At 37.3% G+C, this 19,395-nt stretch carries 20 protein-coding genes; all 20 read right to left on the reverse strand.

Going from position 1 to position 19,395, the window contains the following annotated elements; translation table 11 throughout:
- Positions 1–3: 3 nt before the first annotated feature.
- A complete protein-coding gene (locus tag EKM68_RS04930; RefSeq protein WP_125588561.1) occupies positions 4–711 on the reverse strand; it encodes a hypothetical protein in 708 nt (235 codons plus the stop codon).
- Positions 711–3,011 (reverse strand): prophage endopeptidase tail family protein, encoded by a 2,301-nt coding sequence (locus tag EKM68_RS04935; RefSeq protein ID WP_125588562.1) that lies wholly within the window; start codon positions 3,009–3,011, stop codon positions 711–713. Before EKM68_RS04935 ends, EKM68_RS04930 begins: the two co-directional genes overlap by 1 nt.
- Positions 3,012–3,013: 2 nt before the next feature.
- A complete protein-coding gene (locus EKM68_RS04940; RefSeq protein WP_125588563.1) occupies positions 3,014–3,940 on the reverse strand; it encodes a phage tail domain-containing protein in 927 nt (308 codons plus the stop codon).
- On the reverse strand, positions 3,940–8,349 hold the full coding sequence (locus tag EKM68_RS04945) for a tape measure protein (RefSeq protein ID WP_125588564.1): 4,410 nt from the start codon (positions 8,347–8,349) through the stop codon (positions 3,940–3,942). Before EKM68_RS04945 ends, EKM68_RS04940 begins: the two co-directional genes overlap by 1 nt.
- Entirely contained in the window at positions 8,350–8,682 is a 333-nt protein-coding gene (locus EKM68_RS04950; protein ID WP_025025103.1) for a hypothetical protein, read from the reverse strand.
- A gap of 11 nt (positions 8,683–8,693) precedes the next feature.
- Positions 8,694–9,161 (reverse strand): hypothetical protein, encoded by a 468-nt coding sequence (locus tag EKM68_RS04955; RefSeq protein WP_025025102.1) that lies wholly within the window; start codon positions 9,159–9,161, stop codon positions 8,694–8,696.
- 70 nt (positions 9,162–9,231) lie between these two features.
- Positions 9,232–10,041: a hypothetical protein gene (locus EKM68_RS04960; RefSeq protein WP_125588565.1), complete on the reverse strand. Its 810-nt coding sequence runs from the start codon at positions 10,039–10,041 to the stop codon at positions 9,232–9,234.
- A 61-nt stretch (positions 10,042–10,102) separates the two neighbouring features.
- Positions 10,103–10,507 carry a hypothetical protein gene (locus tag EKM68_RS04965; protein ID WP_164509360.1) on the reverse strand — a complete coding sequence of 135 codons (405 nt, stop codon included), beginning with the start codon at positions 10,505–10,507 and terminating at the stop codon, positions 10,103–10,105.
- Between the two features lie 9 nt (positions 10,508–10,516).
- Positions 10,517–10,996 carry a hypothetical protein gene (locus EKM68_RS04970; RefSeq protein ID WP_125588567.1) on the reverse strand — a complete coding sequence of 160 codons (480 nt, stop codon included), beginning with the start codon at positions 10,994–10,996 and terminating at the stop codon, positions 10,517–10,519.
- Positions 10,993–11,319, reverse strand: coding sequence for a hypothetical protein (locus EKM68_RS04975; RefSeq protein ID WP_125588568.1), 327 nt, complete (start codon positions 11,317–11,319; stop codon positions 10,993–10,995). Before EKM68_RS04975 ends, EKM68_RS04970 begins: the two co-directional genes overlap by 4 nt.
- Positions 11,312–11,680, reverse strand: coding sequence for a phage head-tail connector protein (locus tag EKM68_RS04980; protein ID WP_125588569.1), 369 nt, complete (start codon positions 11,678–11,680; stop codon positions 11,312–11,314). The genes EKM68_RS04975 and EKM68_RS04980 overlap by 8 nt, the downstream gene beginning before the upstream one ends.
- Positions 11,681–11,692: 12 nt before the next feature.
- A complete protein-coding gene (locus tag EKM68_RS04985; protein ID WP_125588570.1) occupies positions 11,693–12,772 on the reverse strand; it encodes a capsid protein in 1,080 nt (359 codons plus the stop codon).
- A 16-nt stretch (positions 12,773–12,788) separates the two neighbouring features.
- The gene (locus EKM68_RS04990) at positions 12,789–13,418 is read right to left on the reverse strand and encodes a DUF4355 domain-containing protein (protein WP_125588571.1); all 630 of its coding nucleotides are present in this window, start codon (positions 13,416–13,418) and stop codon (positions 12,789–12,791) included.
- Positions 13,419–13,544: 126 nt separating this feature from the next.
- Entirely contained in the window at positions 13,545–14,516 is a 972-nt protein-coding gene (locus tag EKM68_RS04995) for a minor capsid protein (protein ID WP_125588572.1), read from the reverse strand.
- Entirely contained in the window at positions 14,488–16,188 is a 1,701-nt protein-coding gene (locus EKM68_RS05000; RefSeq protein WP_125588573.1) for a phage portal protein, read from the reverse strand. The genes EKM68_RS04995 and EKM68_RS05000 overlap by 29 nt, the downstream gene beginning before the upstream one ends.
- 19 nt (positions 16,189–16,207) lie before the next feature.
- Positions 16,208–17,524 (reverse strand): PBSX family phage terminase large subunit, encoded by a 1,317-nt coding sequence (locus EKM68_RS05005; RefSeq protein ID WP_125588574.1) that lies wholly within the window; start codon positions 17,522–17,524, stop codon positions 16,208–16,210.
- The gene (locus EKM68_RS05010) at positions 17,508–18,041 is read right to left on the reverse strand and encodes a terminase small subunit (RefSeq protein WP_125588575.1); all 534 of its coding nucleotides are present in this window, start codon (positions 18,039–18,041) and stop codon (positions 17,508–17,510) included. Before EKM68_RS05010 ends, EKM68_RS05005 begins: the two co-directional genes overlap by 17 nt.
- Before the next feature lie 34 nt (positions 18,042–18,075).
- The gene (locus EKM68_RS13755) at positions 18,076–18,210 is read right to left on the reverse strand and encodes a hypothetical protein (protein WP_263853637.1); all 135 of its coding nucleotides are present in this window, start codon (positions 18,208–18,210) and stop codon (positions 18,076–18,078) included.
- On the reverse strand, positions 18,200–18,418 hold the full coding sequence (locus tag EKM68_RS05015) for a Thoeris anti-defense Tad2 family protein (protein WP_010019138.1): 219 nt from the start codon (positions 18,416–18,418) through the stop codon (positions 18,200–18,202). Before EKM68_RS05015 ends, EKM68_RS13755 begins: the two co-directional genes overlap by 11 nt.
- Before the next feature lie 517 nt (positions 18,419–18,935).
- Entirely contained in the window at positions 18,936–19,382 is a 447-nt protein-coding gene (locus EKM68_RS05020) for an ArpU family phage packaging/lysis transcriptional regulator (protein WP_125588576.1), read from the reverse strand.
- Between the last annotated feature and the right edge of the window lie 13 nt (positions 19,383–19,395).

Here is a 19,395-nt window from a genome sequence, read left to right on the forward strand (position 1 = left end):
TATTTATTCTCCTTTCTCGTCAATGTCATTAAGTGCCTCAACCTTGTCCTCAATATTTTGATCATGAATTGTATCATTGATGTCGATGTCTTTTTCACCTGTAAATCCCGGTGGGAAGACACTATTAGGCTGTGGTTTATAGTTAACTGCATTCGATAGATTATCTATTTGTTTCTGTAGGTTATTAATTTTTTCGTCAACATCGCTCTTAGTATAATAACGTTCATCAATTATCTGGGAGATTGATGTGGACAATTCTGCCAGTTGATCATCAGTTAATTGCTTAAAGAAATCAATGATTGCAGTTTCATTTTGCCCTTGTATAGCCTGATTCTTTAACAAAATGTTTATTACCGTTTCAATAGTATTAATGTTGTAATCACTTGCGTGAAACATACTTGGACCAATCAGCTCTTGAGTTAACGGATCTAGTCTAATTTGATTGCCATCAACTCCTTCGATATCTTGAAGTTCGGGTATTTGTAAAAGCTGTTTTAAATCTACTAATTTATAACGCTTAAAAATAGTATTTCCATTGGAATCATTGCCAACAACTTCATACACTTGATTATTTTCTTGATCAATATATGTAGATCCGGTATCTTTAGTCGGATCTATTTGGTTATCCGACAATTTTCCATATTCCATTAACTGCATATTTTGGTTAATATCAGGAGAATAGAATTTTTGTGTACCATCATATCCTTGCATTACTTTTTCTCCTTATCGTTATTTTGTGACGCTTGTAAACCAGTAATTTTTGACGATAACCGGTTTACTTTTTTATTTAATAAGTCATTATTTCGCTTCAGTAACTTTATATTATCTGATGTTTCGAAGTTGATATTCTTTTTTGATAGTTTTGAATTATCAAGGCTTATTGTCATAGGTGTATCTTTCATCAATGGATTGCCACTGATACCGTTTAAAGTAATCATGGTCTTAATTCCAAGTGGCCCGGCATCTAAGTAACTTGTGTCACCAATATTCATGGAATCATCTTGATAACTCAAGTTAACCGTTAACTCAACTACTGGCTCAGTTTGTAGAACAGAATCAGCATACTGCTTCATCTGTTCAGGAGTTTTGATTTGGTCGTTAGTAATATCATCACCAATTTTCAAACCGTATTCAGAGCGTGACTGTGCATTGTAATAAAAAAACGGCTTAAACACATAATCTGTGTCATCTGCCGTTGTTCCATCCTCTTGGCCTTGTGTGTCACTAGGTTCTACATCATATTGACCACTAAAATCAAAATTGCTTTGATCTACCCATTCATTAACACCAACACGATAGTAAGACTTTCCATTTGCTCCATCAGACACCGAGCCATTAATTTGCCAAGCCGTACCATTCGGCAACACATCATTTAAAATAGTTTGAGGCGTCCAAGGTGAATCATATATCTTAGCTCCAGCTGAGGCATTAGTAACATCTGTTGGTGAAACATCGGTAGCGCCACTAAAGTCTAGTGCGGATTGATCAATCCAGCCTAAATCAATTTGGTACCATGATTTGGATTGAGCACCATCAGAAACTGAGGCTTTGACTTTGTATTGAGTACCAGCTGTCAATTGGCTGCCGGTCTTAACTTGTGGCGTAAATGGTGAATCATAGATATCAGCCATGGCTGCATCTTTATTATCTTTGGAACTATCATCACTGCTGCTATCTTTATTATCAGCTTTAAAAGTACCTTGACCACTAACTACTGTAATCACATGATTTTCTGGTTTAACATCACCGTCTTTATCAAAGGTGACATACTTTTCAGCAACCCATTGATCTGTGGCAACTAAATAGTAAGTTACATCGTTAACCGTCTTCTTATTCGTAGTTAGGTATGTGTTTCCATTTGGTAAATGACCAACAACCGTAGTCATATCAGCTCCTACCACCGGTGCTCCGCCATCTTCCATAGTTGAAACCGTCAAAGTGGCATTACCAATTGATGAACTGGCTCCATTGTCCTTGTCAGAACCATCAGAACTAGAATCCCCATCAATTTTAATATGTCCTTTACCCCAAACTAGATCAATTACATGGTTCTCCGGCTTTACATCTCCGGGTCTATCAAACGGTAGGTACTCAGAGCTAACCCAGCCGTTGGTTTCGACCTCATACCAAGTAGTTCCATCTATTGAAACTTGTTGGCCAATTTTCCAAACTGACCCATCAGGTAGAACTTGACCAGTTTTAATTTTCTTAGTTGGAGAACTATAAACCGGTGCGCCATTCATAGAGACAATAGTACCTCTAGTTTTTGGTCCTGTTGGGCTAGCCGTCATTGAGATACCAGCGGAATCAACGATAGCAACAGCACCATCAGTTTGGCTATGTTCATTATCCTTAGAAGCTCCATACAGCATAGCCCCATTTTTTAATGATGTCATATCAATAGATAGCTCAATATCGTTAGTATTGTGCGACCATCTAAACGACTTATTTGTTTGACGCTTATATGAATCTGAATCATAGATTTTAACTACATTATTATCAGGAATCCATTTTGCTCCAAAGCTGTCAACGGCTTTTTGTATAGCATCTAAACCTGAACAATTTCCCCAATCAGTTATATCAACCGTGGGAAAATTACCAATTAGTTGGTAGCTATAGCCCTCTGAATTATAGTCAGAATCAAATACAAATTTTAATGCTTGATCAAGCGTGTAGGATTGACTACCAGAGTTAACTTTGAACTGTTTAAAATCTTGCATTCCAAAAATAATATGTGTTGCTGTCACATCTTTAGTAACAAAACCATCTACTATCTTGCCAACAACTTGCATAATTACATATTGTTGACCGTCAAAAACAACAATCGAATTTTTTTGGATTAAATCAAAAGAAATCTTATCATAATCATTCTGAAACGCTGTGAATGTTAATGAAAAGGTTTCTGAAATTTGCTTGTCGATATTAAATGTTCCAATATCTAAGCAGGTCAGCCACTCTTCATTCTGGCCGTCAGCTGATCTGATAAATAGCTTATGTCCTTTATAATCCATAATTAGAAATAAATGAAATAAAATTCAAAGGAAACATCTGAATTTGATAGACCAGAAATCTCAAAATCATTGTTTCCTTTTGCTAGTGTAATTGTTCCGTGATCACTATTGATTCCATCCGGATTACCATTGATATATGGATCAACACCGTCCAATATCAGTTCATCAGTCGGTATTAAAACACGATTATAGGTAAATGATTCGCCAGTAGTCTTATTAATTAGGGTTGGCGAGCCAGAGCCTATGATGTGAATTTTTAAGACATGATGTTGTACCAAGGGATCAATAGCAACAGAACTAGGATTATAAATAGAAAACTCCTCTTCTTTGGATTCATAAGAAATATCTTTATTAGGTATTCCCATTCCATAAGAAAAGAAGTTTTTTTCTTTATCAAAGATTTCTAACGACGTGCCTACACTCTCACGCATACCTGTATAGTTGTTGAACGTGATGACAAAAGTACCTTGTTTCTCATTGAAATAGGTTGGTGCAATAGGTTTAGTAACCACACGATATTTAAATGTTGGTTCATCACCAAAAACAATCCAGAATCCATTTCTACTCATGAAGAAGTTCTGTAATTCAGCAAGTAGCATAGAAAACTCTGGTTTATTATCTCCGTCAATCATCCATATTGTTGTGATATCACGTGAATCGAATGATCCAGAAGTTCTATTTTGACCGTCACGTGTATTCATCTTTTGCCAGTTATCTACCGGATTGGTGATAGCTGGGTCCCAATCATACATGTGAACGCCAAACAAATTTTCATCATCATAATATGATTCCCAATTAACCCCATCAAAACTTATTGCTACCTCAATTGGATCTAGTGGCAGTCTTGAAGGATTGTCATGGCCGTTCGAAAATCTATAAGCATGAGGTTTAGGATTGGTCATTTCATCTTTAAATACCTGATTTGTCATTATTGTCTATCACCTCGCTGGTATGCATAGATATCTGTATTACGTCTGTTTTGCTGATTTAAATTGCTGCTGGTTCTAGCAATGTTAATTTCAGGAGCAAAGTTCTTACCTTCGATAGAGCCTAACAGATTAATGACAATATCTAGTTTTTGACCAAGGTCAGCGCTGATATTGCTTGTTAAATTTGAAGCTCTAAGTTCTGGGTGATAATCTGCCATCTTAGCCATCAAGTTAGACATGAGCGGTATAGCTGATGGACGTGCTGGATTGATAACCATTTCAGGTTGTCCAGGAACTTCGCCAGCAATACTCAACCCATTTGTCCAACCGCCATTAGCCAAAAAGTTAATTTGTTCGCCAGTACCGATACGATCCCAAGCACCTGAATGCATATAGGCATTGGCAGTAGCCATAATCTGATCTTCACCACTCAAAATATTGGTGTGACCGGGCACGGCGTATGCCATAAATGTTTGTGGAATAAATTGAAGTAATCCCATAGCAGGATTACCAGCAAGTGAATTTTTATCTGAAACGGTTTGTCTGATAGCTGGGTTACCACCAGATTCACGAGCAATTTCACGAACGAAAGCAGCAGCTTCCCAATCAATGCCTTTAGGTGGATTAGCACCCATTTGTTCCAATATTTTCTTAACAATTGGTAGCCAAGCTTGTGCAGCCTTAGGCTCTCCAGCAACGGATTGAGCTTCTAGCTCTTTATCCTTTAGCTTACCTAAAACATTTTTAAACCAATCTATTGATTGTTTAACAACGTAATGACCGGCTGGAGGAGCGAACACATTACCGAATTTAGTTGACTGAGTAATTTTAGACGTGGCTTTATCCCAAACAGATGTTAGATTTCCTAACGGATCTTTTAAGAAAGAAGTAATACCTTCAAGCTTATCCTTGACCCATTTGCCCATGTCACTTAGTTCACCCTTAATCCAACCACCAACACCATTTGCATAATGTGGAACTGAACTAGGTGCGAATCTTCTGGCTGTTTCAGCAGCAGGCACAACAGTAGCACCCGGCTTTAGATCAACCATGACATTGCGCATTTTAGGAATGATTCTCCAAGGCTCACCAGGGTTCTTAAATGCTTCCTCAAATACTGAACCTTTTTGATCATTAATTAATGCTGGACCACCGGGGTGGTAACCAACACCACTGGCATACTTGATAGGTGCAATTGATTGAGCTTTTCCACCAAAGAAATGGATAACGGTATTGATTCCGCCAATACCACCGTTAATCGCACCAACAACACCCTTCATGGCATCGTGAGCTAGATCTTTAAATGTTCCAAAAATATCCTTAAATAATTTCTGAACACCTTTCCAAAAGCTTTCCCAACCTGATTTAAAGCTAGATTTAAAACCACTCCACCAAGTATTTATACCTGTAGTAAAGTCATCATAGGCCGTATGCATTCCTTTCCATCTGTCGTGCATATCGGTCTTTCTGTCTTTCCAGCCTTGATTCCAGTCTTTACCAAACGAAGTTGAAAATCCAGACCACCATTTACCTATTCCGGTGGTGAAATCATCGTAAGCGCTGTGCATGTTTTTCCAATTGTCATGCATATCAGTCTTTCTATCTTTCCAAGATTTGTCCCACTTCTTGCCAAAATCCTTAGAAAATCCAGACCACCATTTACTAATATTTTTATCCCAGCTAGTTGTAGTTTTCTGAGTGTCTTTCCAAAAGCTATCCCATGACTTACCGAATTTTGATTTTTTAAGCGATTTAGACATATCGTCCAATGAATTACTGAATTTCTTAGCAAATCCTTTCTTGCCGCTAAATACGTTTCCAAGTTCATCAGACCATTTTTTCATGGCCTTCTTTGTCCCTTTATCCTTCTTGAACCATTTAGATACGCCCTCAAAGGTTCCGGTAATATTAGCTAATAAGCCTTTTTTACCCTTAGTTGAATTTTTAACCGAGCTCTCAAGACCTGTCATCCATTTGTCAAAACCTTTTTTGGTTGACTTATCCTTTAATAACCAATCACCGACGCCTTTAAAGATACCTGTTAGATTATTTCCAAGACCCTTTTTACCTTTTGTAGATGTTTTGACTGATGCTTCTAGTCCTGTCATCCACTTAGTAACGTTTTTGCCGGTCTTAGTATCCTTCAAGAACCAAGCCGTTGCGCCAGCGAAAGGATTAACTAACGAGGCAGTAATTTCGGTCTTATGTTTCTTTACCCAATCAGTTGCAGTATTAAATCCAGACTGAATGTTTTTGCCAATCTTTCCGGTTTCTTTGCCAATTGCTTGCTCCCAGCCAAGTTTACCAGTGAAAAGCTTCTTAGCTCCATCAATTCCTGTTTTGACGCCTTTCACGATATTACCACCGAGCTTATTCATAGCATCTCTAAATGGCTTGATATGTTTATATGCTTCATAGAAAGCAACACCTAACGCAACCACGGCAAGTGCTATATCAACATAAGGGTTCATTAAGGCCGTCTTACCTAAAGTCATCATGGTAGTACCAAAGGTCTTTAACGCACCAATTGTTTTAACTCCAAATGCTACAGCTAAATTCTTACCGGATAAAGCCAAATCTTTAACTGTTCCAATAAATGCTTTAATTTTAGTCTTGGAATCATTAATACCCGTAACGCCAAACCTAAATACCTTCTTTTGGTTATCTCCATCGCCAATGATTTTAGTTAAAAGACCGCCTTTTGTTCTATCTGCAAGACCTGCAACTCTTAGCAATGGTTCAAATGCTGATTCAGACATTTTGAATGCTTTGAATCCAACAAATGCAGTGGCAAGTGTCTTGATTGCTGTTTTATGTTTGGCTACGCCATCAAGCAATTTAGCAAGTGTTTTTAATGGATCTGCATCATCTTTTGAGTTTTTACCAATTAATCCGAATGCCTTACCTAAATCGTTAAACATCGTAACCGTCGTATCCCAAACACCTTTGACAAAAATTCCTACTATGGTACCTAAATCTTTAGTGATATCGGAGATTGTTCCTCTGTTTTGAGAAAGGTATTTGATAATGACAGCCACATGTTGAGACAGCTTAGCCAATCCTTTTCCGGCGTCGGTTAGTAATCCTTGAAAGGCCTTTGAATTTAACTCATCAGCTATATCAGATAGACCGGTAGTCTTTTCATCAACCAATGGTTTCATTAATGTCCCTTGTGCAGATATCCAACCAGATTTAATACGTGCAATTGCTCCTTCGCCAGTCTTGCCGAACTTATCAAAAGTATCTGATGAATGTGCGGCAACTTGAGTCATAGCATCTTCAAATTTTTGCGATGTAATATCACCATTTGAAATAGCTTTAGTCAATTGATCTTGGGTCATGTTCAAAGCTTTTGCTAATTCACGTGGCAATGCCGGCACTGCTTTAGACATTCGTGTATAAGCCATAGTTGAAAGCTTACCTGATGATTCAACTTTTGCATAAGAAGAAGCCAAACCATTTGCAGCATCTTCACCTTTACCAGATTCAATTGCCAATGCTGAAAAGGCTCTAGTCAGGTTTTGAGTGGTAGTAAAACTACCAGAAAATCCATAAATTTTCTTTTGCAAGTCATTGATTGCACCAGCAGAAAAACCAGTGGCACTTCTTAATTCGGCCATAGAGCCAACCATAGCTTTAGTTTGACCAGCGTTAAGCCCCATGCCTTCCCAGACACGATTAATTTGTTCGCCAGCTTCTACTACCTGTATACCACTTTTAGCAGCAGAAATAAGACCACCGGACATTGCTTGCAAGCCGTTCAAGACAGCACCACCAATTAATGAACCACCGATAATTGATTTAAATCGACTAGTTTTTTCCTTAGCAGCATCCATCCGATCACTAAATCGTTCAAGACTTGTATTAGCACTAGAGGTATCTGCCGTAACTTTTGTATTGATGTGATTTGGAATATCCTTGGTTACATGAATAAAATCTTCAACTGCGTGAGTATTAGCTACCGCATCTAACTTAGTCCTAGCTTCTTTAGGAACTTTTTTGAACATATCATCAAAGTTCTTAAATCCCTCTTGCTTAGCAATGGCCTTTAATTGGGCTTGCTGACTTTTAGGGAGTTTCCCTAAATCAGACTTGAATACTTCAAATCCACCATTTTCAACGTTTGCCTTTAACTTTGTATATTGATCCTTAGGCAATGCTTTCATATAGCTGTCAAACGTATCAAAGCCGTTCTTTTCAGCCATAGCATTCAACTTAGTTTGAACATCTTTAGGCAAGCCCTGAAGTTTTTGGCTAAATGTAACGATTTTCTGCTCATCAGCAGTAACATCAAGTTTTACGTTCTTATCCTTGATGTTATCCATTGCTTGTTTAACTCTCTGAGCAGTCGGAGTTAACTGATCTTTACCAAGAAAATTAATAACTTTATTTACTACGATATCTGACATCTATTCTCGCCCCCTTTCCATGACCAGATCATGAAACGCTTTTGCACTGATTTGTTTTCTTTGAATGTTGTCCGACTCCTTGCCAAAATTGGTAGCAAAATCTTTAACCTCAAAAAGTGAAGATTCAATTGATCGATTTTGTGTTTCAATATCTTCAATCAGGCCTACTGGTCTTACCATCGAGGATTTAAGACGTTCATTCTCAAGATCGTCATATTGAGCAAGCAACGCTCCACGACACAAATCATTAAATTCAAAGGGAGTTAACTTCCAAAAATCATCAATATTAGTAATACCGATAATTCTTCTAGCTCTACTTATCTGTTCATCCAAATCAAACTGATTTACTTGCTCGCTTCTTCGATTCTCTCGTTTGCTTCCTTCATGTTTTCTTCGAGTTGATCGATTTGAATTTGAGTCATTTCTTTTTCTTCGGCTTTTACCGATTTCAATTCCAAACTCTTCTTCATACCTTTGATCAAACGATCTCCGTATCTCATCCACTCGCTTATTTTCGCTTTTAAAAAACCTGCGTTAATTAGTCCCTTAATAATTTCATTAGTAACTTCGTGGATATCGTCAAATCGACCATCTTTACTTAATTGATCAACCAACTCATCTTCTTTAAGCAAATTTCCAGCCACAGCTTTAAAGAAAGTAATCACTGAATCTACATTGTCAGCAAATAAACCATCTAAAAATGAATTAAATTTGTCAGTACGTTTATCCTTGTCTTCACCAGCAATATTTTTGTATAAAAGATAATTAAAAGTAGGTGTGATCATTCCTTTTTTTGTCTCTAAAGTTAGCATTTCAATTTCTCCTAATAATTTGATTCCGTCCACCACCGCTCAAGTATGTGAGTATGCACTTGATTAGATACTAAGCAGTCGGCTTAGTATTCGAAGACACTGGTGATCCTGTACCTGATCCTGTGCTTGATCCTGTACCTGTGCTTGATCCTGTACTTGAACTTGCTGGATTAGATGTATTAGCTGGTTTAGAAGCTCCGGGGCCCATGACATCTTCACCAGTTGTTGTATCTTGAACTGTAATGGTTTCATCATCGGCAGTATTATCAACCACATCCCCGTTTTCTGTACCAATGTCACTTGGATGTGCCCAGTTGTAATACTTATCTAAATCATCAAGTACACCATCATCAAGGTCAGATTCGTCCAATTCAAAAGCATTCTCATCAGAATTAATTGCCCGTTCAACGCCGTTGACTTCAAATTGAAGATTGGATGTAACGATTCCACCAAGCGCTTCGGTATTTGGCAAGTTAGGAACATAAGATTGAGAAAATTGTGCTTGAACTTTACGATTTGGCTTTGTTCCATGAAGCGTATTTAGGTCAACACGCCATAAGCCAATTAATTCGCCTTTTTCCCATGCTGCATATAGATCCCAATAGAGATCTTTTCCATTGTTGTTAGGATCATCAAAGATAACATCGACTGTTCTTTGTTGATTAATTGCACCAACGCCCTTAGCAGTTCCACGCTTAGTGGTAGTTGATTGAATTGCTCTTGTGTTAGTACCTGATGTAGCACCTTGTTGACCTAAAATGTGTGCCTTATTAGTTACTGGTTCATGCATAAAACGCTTATACAAATAGATGATTTTATTTGCGTCACGACCTTTAAAGTCTTTTTTGAGTTTGTTTCCTGTTTGTGTATTGTCAGCCATTTTATTTCCTTCTTTCAAATTCTTTGGTAAAAAAATAAACATTCACTTTTGAAATGAATGTCTAAATAAATGATTTTTCTGTTATGTTGTAATCCATCGTGATTGTTACGTGTCTCAAACTCTGATCAGTTGAATTGTCAATAACCTCAACTTGATTGAAAGCAACAGATGAGCAATTATAACTTGATAATCTCAAATATTTCAGATACTCACGTATGCTGAAACACGTGTCCATCATCAAGCCATGGTCATTATCAACCGTGTCAAAGTAATCAACATATAAAGTATAACTTGAACGTTGTTCATTCTTAGCACGTTGTGAATCACCGGTTGAACCTGTTGAAATAATAATTTGAGGATAGCCGTTGCTATCACTCTCACTAGAATCAAATATTGGTATGTCGGTAGTAATGACATTCAATACTTTTATAGCACTAGTAACTAAGTCACGTTGTGGTGAAATCAAATTAACCACCTACTTAATCGAATTCTTAATAATTTCATCTGAATACTTATCAACATCTAACTGCATACCACTATCATGCATAACATGTTGAGCCGGATAATTTCTATCTTTCAGGCCATTTTCGAACGCCTGAATGTATTCATATCCATCTTTGGATTCAGCATTGGCATAGATATCAGATGACATCTTATCCTTAGAGGGATGCTTAGCAACAGACTTCCACAAATTACCATGTCCAACATAACCAGACTTTGAATGGTATTCACGTTCTTTGATTAGCTTTTGAGCGCCGTCAACCTCGTCGTTAGCAATATTATCAACGGCCTTAGGCACATTAACTTTGAGTCGTGCTTTATCTTGAAGTATCATTTCTGCCAAATCAGCATTGCCAGACTGTTTTAGTGATCTAGCCATATTAGTTAAATAATCACTAAAGTTATCCTTAGCTTGAATCCTGACTACTGGTACGTCTTCATTATCCCAGCTCATGGTTTCACTTCCGTTCCAGCAACATATAATGTCGTTCTGCTCTTATGATGTCTTACTTGTTTGACAATATACTTAGGAGATTGTTTCTTTTCATCATATTCACCATCAAAAGCGACATAATCAGCCGTTTCGGGGCAATTCAGTCTGATTACCCATGACTTATCATATTGCTTACCAATTACGTTAATTTGCTCCTGTGAGCCATTCAATTCTGTAACTCTAGCACCATAAAACTTGGTCGCTACCAATGTCTTTGTGTGATTGAGTACATCATCTTTAGAACTATCAACTTTTCGTATCAAATAAATAATTGGTCTAATCAAAGGTAAATACGCCTCCTCTGTGGTCATTATCAGCAAGGCCATTCTTATATGAATCAAGCAAGCTTTGAATCGGTTCTAGGTCAGTATCACTGAATGTCAAAGACATCCCTTCTTCGCTAACTGACTTAGTTCCCTCATAATTTTCCCTGGTAATTGCATTCTGTGTGACTTTTTGAACAGCAACAGATAGCTTTGAATCCAGATCATCAACACCTAAATATAATTCAATTTCATCTACAGCATTTTCGATATAAATCTTAATGCGAGGAATCCTTGGATCATCTTCTTCTAAATCATTGACTACTTTTATATTTGCCAGTACCGAATCATTAACTGTGGTCTCTTGAGTTTCTTCACTCATAAAATCACCTCATTACTTACCTGATGTAGTACCTGATGTAGTGCCTGATGTAGTACCTGATGTTGATGCTGCTGACTTCTTAGCCTTAGTATTGATATTTGTAACGACATACTTAGGATCAATCTTAAATTTATAAGCAACAGTACCGATATTTCTTGGATCAGTAACAATTTTATAATAAGGAGTTGTAGCAGTTTCCAATTTATTGACAGTTAATCCCACATATGGTTGTGTGACATCATATCCTAAACCATTTGGATGCATTGAAACGATACGACGGTTAATAAGTGCAGATTGACCACCTTTACCAAGTGAGTCACGTGTTACTTCAACTGCGTTTTGACTAGCTGGTGCTGTTGAATATCTCAAAGCTCCATCCATCATTGCGTACATTGTAGTTGTTCCGTCAGCATCTAGTGGAATATCGTCATCTTCAACGATTGGGATTCCATTATAAGTTGTTAATACTGTTGCACCTTGTGAAGGTTGAACATCAGCAATCAAATTTTGTTCACGCATAGCATAAACGGTAGCAGAGTTAACTACTAATCTTGTTAATGATGGAGTAGCAACATCACCCATTCTTGATAATGCAGCTAAATAATTACCCGCTGATAAGTCTTCAACCTTATCAAATCCGAATGACTTAGCTTCTTGCATATCGTCAAGCAAGAACATGTTATTGAGAATTGCTAATAGCAATCGTTCATCTTGACCTTGCCAATAGTTTGAAAATCGTGATGTAATGCGTCCTTGCACTTGAGCGCCTGAAACTTGCTCTGCAAAATCGGTTTGTCCAAACGCCTTAGCTTGATAAAATTTAATAGCGTTATGTTCACCGCTTGTGATTCCTTCAATTGAGATATCATCAGTATCGTTCCAGTCTTGAGGATCTCCACTAAGGTCATTCAATACAGGGATGTTCATTAGTCTTCCGGGATCTTGGAGATGTGCTCCCATAACATCATCAGCAGTTACTGCTCCTGATGTTAAAAGACGATTAGTTTTAGTTGTATCGTTATTGATATATTGTGCCCATAATTCAGGAACAACTAATTGTCCTAAAAATGTAGCGCCAGTAAATTGTGACATTTAAATTTCCTTCTTTCTATTTGTTTAAATAATCTTTCTTAATTAAATCAGGATTTTCCATATAAACCTTTGTAAGTTCTTCAAGGCTCATATCATTCAAATCCTTATCAAGTGTCACTGCCGCATTACCTGTGGCAGTTTGAGGTGTACTCTTACCCTTCAAACGATTCTCAACACTTTCTTGCACAGCATTATCAAATTCAGTTTTGACGCTTTCAAGGTTTTGCTTTGTTTCGTCATCAGTAGAACCAACGAATAATTCAGCAAACGGCAATGGCAACTTCATGCTTTCAGCAATTTTAGTAGCTGAGTTAATTAAATTCCGATGCTGATTCTCAGCTTGTAATTCTTCAAGTTTCTTCTTCAAGTCAGCTGTTTCAGCATCAGCTTTTTCTTTATCGGTCATATTAGCCTCAGCATCGTGTTTAGCAATAGCGCTCTTGATTAAATCAGGAATGCTATTAACTTTGTCTTGGAGTTCTTTAACAATTTGATCAGATTTATCCTTTTCCTTAGCTTTTGCTTGACTAACTAATTGGTTAACCTTTTCTTGCTGCTTATCATCAAAAGATACTTCCTTAGATACTTCCTTAGGCTCGTTGTCGATCGTTTGATTATTTGGTTCTTGATTATTATCTGGGTTCATGAGTTATCCTCCCGTTTTAAGCTCGTCAGCTTTAATTTCCATTTAGAGTCCGTCGACTATATCCGTGGCTCTTTAATGCCTGACGCACGTTTGAAGGCAATAAAAAGGCGACCTCTTTAAAGTCGTCTATAAATTATTTAATTCATCGGTTACATCATGATTAGAAGTATCCCAATCATCGTCATCATTCACCTCAATTACTGTACATTGGCAATTAGGGTGCATCAATGGAAAATTCACTCCTTCTTCAGCATCATCAACATCAAATATTTGCCCATCTAGTGCATCACAGTCAGCACACGTCGTTGGTGATTCGAGTGAGATATATTTATACTTCTTAACGTTTCTTGAATGTAATTCTTGCAATCTAGTTCTATTCATTGCTTGAGCGGTAGCCGTTCGAATCATGCCAGCAGCACGTCCCATTTGCCCATTCGTTGCTTTGCTTCCACCAGTCAATATATCAGAGACATCCTTGGTCCAATTTAATGAATCTTTAGGACTTTTAGCAGCCTTTTCAGCCACTTCACGAACTTTTCTCAACGTCTGCATAGTTTGCTTATTTATTGAAGAAAACATATCAGAATCAACATGACTGTCTAACACAGCATTTTGCGTAGATTTATAAATAATTGCATCCACGTTCTTACTTTGCTCAGCAATATGCTGATTATCATTAATAACGTTTTTAGCCTGTGTATAAGTTGGCGCATAAACAACGTTAGGAATATTTTCCGTTGCGACACCTAAATGAATCTTTTGTGCCATTGCCAGTCTAACAATATCTTGAGTAACCTTAGCCATCAGCATATCGCCATTGGTATCTAAATTATTGTTATTGAAAGCCATCTTAATTAAATTCTGATCATCAGGACTGGCATTATAGAATGTGTCTTTCAGATTATTAAGGAAGTCAGCAATTTCACCAGGATTAGCTTTAGCGGTCCATGACTTATTAGCTCCCATAAACGCATCAACATCACTGATAACTTTCGATTGAGTATCACGGTACATTGATTCGATTTCTTTAACTCTAATATCTTGTTTGCCGTAAATCTTTTGAGCAATACTAATCGCTTGGCTTTTCGTCAATTTCATCGTTGTCTACCTCGTCGGGATTAGAATCGTCGGTATTATCACCATTATCATCTTGAGATTCATCAGGCTTTCTAGTAAATACATTGTTAAATGGATTATTTTTCTTTATTTTCTCATTTTGCTCGTCAATTCGTTGTTGTTCGGCATCATTGCTTACGCCAGTGACGGGTTCGATTTGCTCACGGATAGTCTGATCCGATATTTTACCAGTGTTAACTAGAGCCGTAACAGTCTGCATAATATCGGCATCATTCTTAGGCATATTAGGCGTATATATAGGATTGATATTTTCAACCATATCAGCATTCTGGATACTTCCTAATGCTTGCCAATAATTTCCAAGCAATCGTAAGCGTCTCATTAGTCCACGTGTATAAAGTGATTCCTGATTAGCTCGTTCTTGATCATTTCCCCATAATTTATAAGACATAGCAACGCCCGACGCATTAGATGCAAAATTAGCATCGCTTGTGTCAGGCGTATTTGTGTCCTTGTGGATTTCCATATTAAGAGCATCAATATAGAGTTTCCAACCGTCTGTGTTCAATTCTTTGGTTAGATATGATGCAGTTGGCTGGATGACTTGACCAGAATCATTGACGCCGTTCTTAACCAATGCTGGTTTCAACCAAATTTTACTTTGACGAGTATTGACTTCAGGCGTATTTCTATAAATGATATTGCCGTCTTTATCTGTCAATGGTTGCCCATCAGCACCAACCCATGGAGTTTTAGGAACATCAATATCACCTGTGATCATCAACATAGCATTGCTGAAATCTTCTTGTGAATTGGCCATTTCGGATTTGCTTTTATCAATTGAATCAATGGTATCGAGCTTATATTCCCAGTCACCCATGCGCTCATCATTGTTGATATATTCGGTCAATGGGACTGAGCCGAAATTGTGTTCTTGATTATCGGATAACGTTAATTGGCCATCAAAGCTTGACGTTGGCTTATAAATGAAAATATTTGTATCCGTATAAATAACTGTGTACCAATAATCTTGTTCATTGAAATTGACGTTGTAATAATAAACACCAAATAAAGAATGTTGTTCCATTGATGAATCATAGACGACAAAAGCATTAACAGGGTCTACAGGACGTAATGAGACATCATTGGTATTCTCACGAACATACATCAATTCGTAAGCACGTCCCATGATAGACAGGTTCTTGCCCATTATTTTTTCGTGATACGACTCATCATTTTTAGAATTGAATTTATTAATTAGATCATTGAGTGTATCTTCATCGGTTTCAGATGTTTCAAGATCATCGTTATATTGAAACTTAATAGGATTACCAAAACGATAACCAGTTTTAATTGATGTAATAAAGTGAGCAAATCCACTAGCAATACGATTATCTGCACGGCTTTCGGGCTTCTCACTGTTCCAATAATGAATGTCATTATCACCAATGTAATAACGGTAGAGTGTTAACAAGCGTGGTACTTGTAACGATTGATGATTCTCAATAAACTTTGTTGCCATTTCACCTAACTTAACAGGGTCGTCCTTGATAACGTTAAACAACTCTGCTGGCATTTTATATTGCTTGTTTGAATCAAGTGAGAAACGTCTCCCACTGAGCATATGAACTGTTCTTTGATTCGGATAAGGCAAACTTGAATAGTAAGCTATCGGATTATCTTCAATTGCCATTAGATCACTCTCCTTTCATTTAAAATCCCAAGCTATTAAGATAATTTGCTTGTTCGTTGATACTTGGGCTAGTAGGTATATTTTTAATACGTTCATACGTGGCAATCGCATAACGAATCGTATCCATCACATCATCGTTAACTTTTAAAGGTTCTCCAGTCTTGTCATCCCAAACATATTGGTATATTTCCTCAAGAAACCAATGATACTTATCAGATGTCTGACTGATTCCTGTATTATCAATAGCATTTTTGACAACAAAAAAGGCGTTAGTCTTCATAGCCTTAGCCACGCACTCAACGCCTGTTAAACGGTTTTTGTAAGCATTAATACATTTGATACCACATTGATTAAAATGCGCCACATGCTCTGGTCTAGCCGAATCGGCATAGAATGGGACATGTTTGCCATATCGTTTCTGGATGTCCTTAGCTACATCAGTCCAGTAATCAATCTCTTTAAATTGCGCTGTGTGTTCTTCAAGAATGAAATATCTATCCTTATCATCAACACCAGCTACCACAATACATCCCTTGTGTTCATATCCCCAATCGACCCCGCATATTATAGTTAGATTGTCTGGAATTTGTGAGCGTGGAATAATCATAGTCTTTTGGTCAAAATCTTGATAAACAATGCCTTCAGCAGCCGCCCATTCACCTTCAATAGCACGATCGTAAAACATGCCAGCTGGTTCAGTTTCTTTAAGATTTTGAACGTAAGTCTTGGATAGAAATGTGTTGTCGTCAATCCTAAAATGATTGCTACGGATAGCCTTACTATGATTAGGATTATCAATATACTTTTTCTTCAAATAGTGCGTTGGTATATCAGGGTTAGTATCGCAGACAACACGAGCGCCATCAGGAGAACAACGCTTTCTAATTTCATCAAATACTTCTTCATTAGCAAGTGAAGCTTCATTGATATAAGCACCGTAAGCGGTCATACCACGAATAGCACCTAAACCAGCGATTGAACCAGTAAAAGCCTGTACGATCTTAACCGCTGGCAATCCTGGAAACATTATTTCAAACGAATTATGCTTATCAAAATGAAAACTTAAGCCGAATGTATTCTCAATTTCATTCAATACATTATTTTGAATAGTCTTAGATGAAACACCAGCCAAAATATATTGCGGGTGCAACACGCCTTGACCTTGAGCAACCTCTGCTGCATGTCTAACATCTAGTAAGAATACGAAATTGTCAACGAACGTCTTACCGGCACGAACAGCTCCATAATTAATCATTAGATTCCACGTTGGATCATTAACCACCTGATCAAGCACTTCTAATTGTTTGGGGGCAAAAAGTTTATTTAGTTGTGTCATCTTTTTGAACCTCCGTTTCAATCTTATCAAGTAAACCACCGATAGCCTTCATTTGAGAATCATCGTTCTTAACCATATCTTTAGCCTTAACTTCAGCAATTTTAGCTTCAGCATTAATTTTACGCAATTGTACTTTTAACATCGTATCATCGTTTGGATGACGTTTAAGAATTTCCTTTATTGCTGAAATTCTAGTTTTTAAATCAGGTGGAACATCTACCGTATCAGCACCATATTGAGTGCCTATTACCTTAGTTTCAGTCACTTCTCCTCTAGCAATACTAGACAATAATTGAACTGCTTCAGTAACGCCCATAATCTTATCTGAAGCAATCTGTTTCATACGCTCTTCAATATACTTTTTAACGTTAGCATTTGTTAGCAATCTGCTTGCGTTAGCTCTAATCACTGCAGCACTTTTAGCCTTGTAACCCGCTTCACGATAAGCTTCCGAAGCATTACCATTTTTGATGTAATTATCTGCAAACTCTTGCTGATTTTTAGTTAGCTTTTTCATTACATGGCACCTACCTCCTTCTAAAATTATTTATTTAATTTCTAACTGTTTTTGGTCTGTTAAGGTACTTCTTTTTTTGCTTCTTTTCATCTCTAGCAATGTCGCCAATTATCTTGGCTTCCGTTGGTGTCATGTAACCGTATGATGTGCGCATCATCTTAGCCATCATTAACTACTTCCCAATCGTTGCTAAATAGTTCAATATTCGTTTCTTTCCAAGGGACACGGCCAAATCTTGATTCAACGTATAAATACGGTGCTGTCATTTTACTGTGCTCATCCGGATACTGAGCCTTAATAGATACATCCTTATTCCATTGTGGTAATCGCATTGCCTTGCCATGTTTAACTTCTTCGAATGCTTTACTAAATGTCATATTCTTTTCCTCCAAAATAAAAAGACCAGTCCTTAGACTGATCTCCTTTTATATAGTCAGGCATGGAATCGAACCATGCACCACTGACTATCAGTATATGAATTAGTGTCGCTACCGTATTCATATACTTGTTGTTATTTACAAAAAGGAAAAACGAAGCTTTCCTTTATATTTTATGACCGTTTTCCGCCGGCCAATGTGGATAGTAGGAATCGAACCTACAAGTTAACTACGCCAGTATCCACGTAATGACCAGCTTTATCATCACTGATCAAAATTGAATTGCCGTTCTCATAAGCAATTCGCGTTGTTCGCTACCTTTTAAAGGATTTTCTTTTTTAATTGAGAAATAACAATACTGTGTTGTAACAAATATTGGAGGATTCATCTCCTTTATTTGAATTTTCACTTGAAAAAGGTATTTCTCCTTTTTCTGATTTTGGTACGATACCAATATACGTCACCAGTCATACGGAATTCATACGCAATCTATGCGATTTGATTCGCGATATTAACGCTAGTTGAACGCTATTTGACCTTTTTTGAAACTATCTGGATAAATATGTAAGTCTTCGAACTCTTGGAATGCGTCCGCAAAATACAATAAAGCTTTCTTCTTCAGATCATTAAGCTTCGTAGTTGAGCAACCAATGCCATCGCACAATGTGTAATTATCCTGATGGTTAATAAACCCATTTTTAATGATGATTTTGTATTCCCTTGGGAAGTTGCTGATCAACCTCATCGTTAATGCAACGTATTCCTTAGCACTAATCTTGCCGACAATCTTATCTTCTTGGCTATTTCTTACACTCGTTCCACCTCCCATACTGTCAAAACTTGGGGATTGAATATAATTCAAATTAATATGAGACTGTGCCACCAAACGTGGAAAGTCATGTTCAAAATAATATCTAACGTTTTCGATTGTTTCTTCCTCATTGATTTCTGGTAGTAGTCCCATCCTGATCAATCCC

This window comes from Companilactobacillus jidongensis, from assembly GCF_003946575.1.
In the GTDB taxonomy this organism is placed as follows: Bacteria; Bacillota; Bacilli; order Lactobacillales; family Lactobacillaceae; genus Companilactobacillus; species Companilactobacillus jidongensis.

Bases quoted from the DNA above. Each gene is read 5' to 3' on its own strand.
- EKM68_RS13755 (WP_263853637.1), bottom strand. From the start codon at position 18,210: ATGATGGCTAAGATGATGCGCACATCATACGGTTACATGACACCAACG.
- EKM68_RS05015 (WP_010019138.1), bottom strand. From the start codon at position 18,418: ATGACATTTAGTAAAGCATTCGAAGAAGTTAAACATGGCAAGGCAATG.
- EKM68_RS05010 (WP_125588575.1), bottom strand. From the start codon at position 18,041: ATGAAAAAGCTAACTAAAAATCAGCAAGAGTTTGCAGATAATTACATC.
- EKM68_RS04955 (WP_025025102.1), bottom strand. From the start codon at position 9,161: ATGCTAACTTTAGAGACAAAAAAAGGAATGATCACACCTACTTTTAAT.
- EKM68_RS04980 (WP_125588569.1), bottom strand. From the start codon at position 11,680: ATGAGTGAAGAAACTCAAGAGACCACAGTTAATGATTCGGTACTGGCA.
- EKM68_RS04960 (WP_125588565.1), bottom strand. From the start codon at position 10,041: ATGGCTGACAATACACAAACAGGAAACAAACTCAAAAAAGACTTTAAA.
- EKM68_RS04990 (WP_125588571.1), bottom strand. From the start codon at position 13,418: ATGAACCCAGATAATAATCAAGAACCAAATAATCAAACGATCGACAAC.
- EKM68_RS04995 (WP_125588572.1), bottom strand. From the start codon at position 14,516: ATGAAATTGACGAAAAGCCAAGCGATTAGTATTGCTCAAAAGATTTAC.
- EKM68_RS05020 (WP_125588576.1), bottom strand. From the start codon at position 19,382: ATGGGACTACTACCAGAAATCAATGAGGAAGAAACAATCGAAAACGTT.
- EKM68_RS05005 (WP_125588574.1), bottom strand. From the start codon at position 17,524: ATGACACAACTAAATAAACTTTTTGCCCCCAAACAATTAGAAGTGCTT.
- EKM68_RS04970 (WP_125588567.1), bottom strand. From the start codon at position 10,996: ATGAGCTGGGATAATGAAGACGTACCAGTAGTCAGGATTCAAGCTAAG.
- EKM68_RS04985 (WP_125588570.1), bottom strand. From the start codon at position 12,772: ATGTCACAATTTACTGGCGCTACATTTTTAGGACAATTAGTTGTTCCT.
- EKM68_RS04935 (WP_125588562.1), bottom strand. From the start codon at position 3,011: ATGGATTATAAAGGACATAAGCTATTTATCAGATCAGCTGACGGCCAG.
- EKM68_RS04930 (WP_125588561.1), bottom strand. From the start codon at position 711: ATGCAAGGATATGATGGTACACAAAAATTCTATTCTCCTGATATTAAC.
- EKM68_RS05000 (WP_125588573.1), bottom strand. From the start codon at position 16,188: ATGGCAATTGAAGATAATCCGATAGCTTACTATTCAAGTTTGCCTTAT.
- EKM68_RS04940 (WP_125588563.1), bottom strand. From the start codon at position 3,940: ATGACAAATCAGGTATTTAAAGATGAAATGACCAATCCTAAACCTCAT.
- EKM68_RS04945 (WP_125588564.1), bottom strand. From the start codon at position 8,349: ATGTCAGATATCGTAGTAAATAAAGTTATTAATTTTCTTGGTAAAGAT.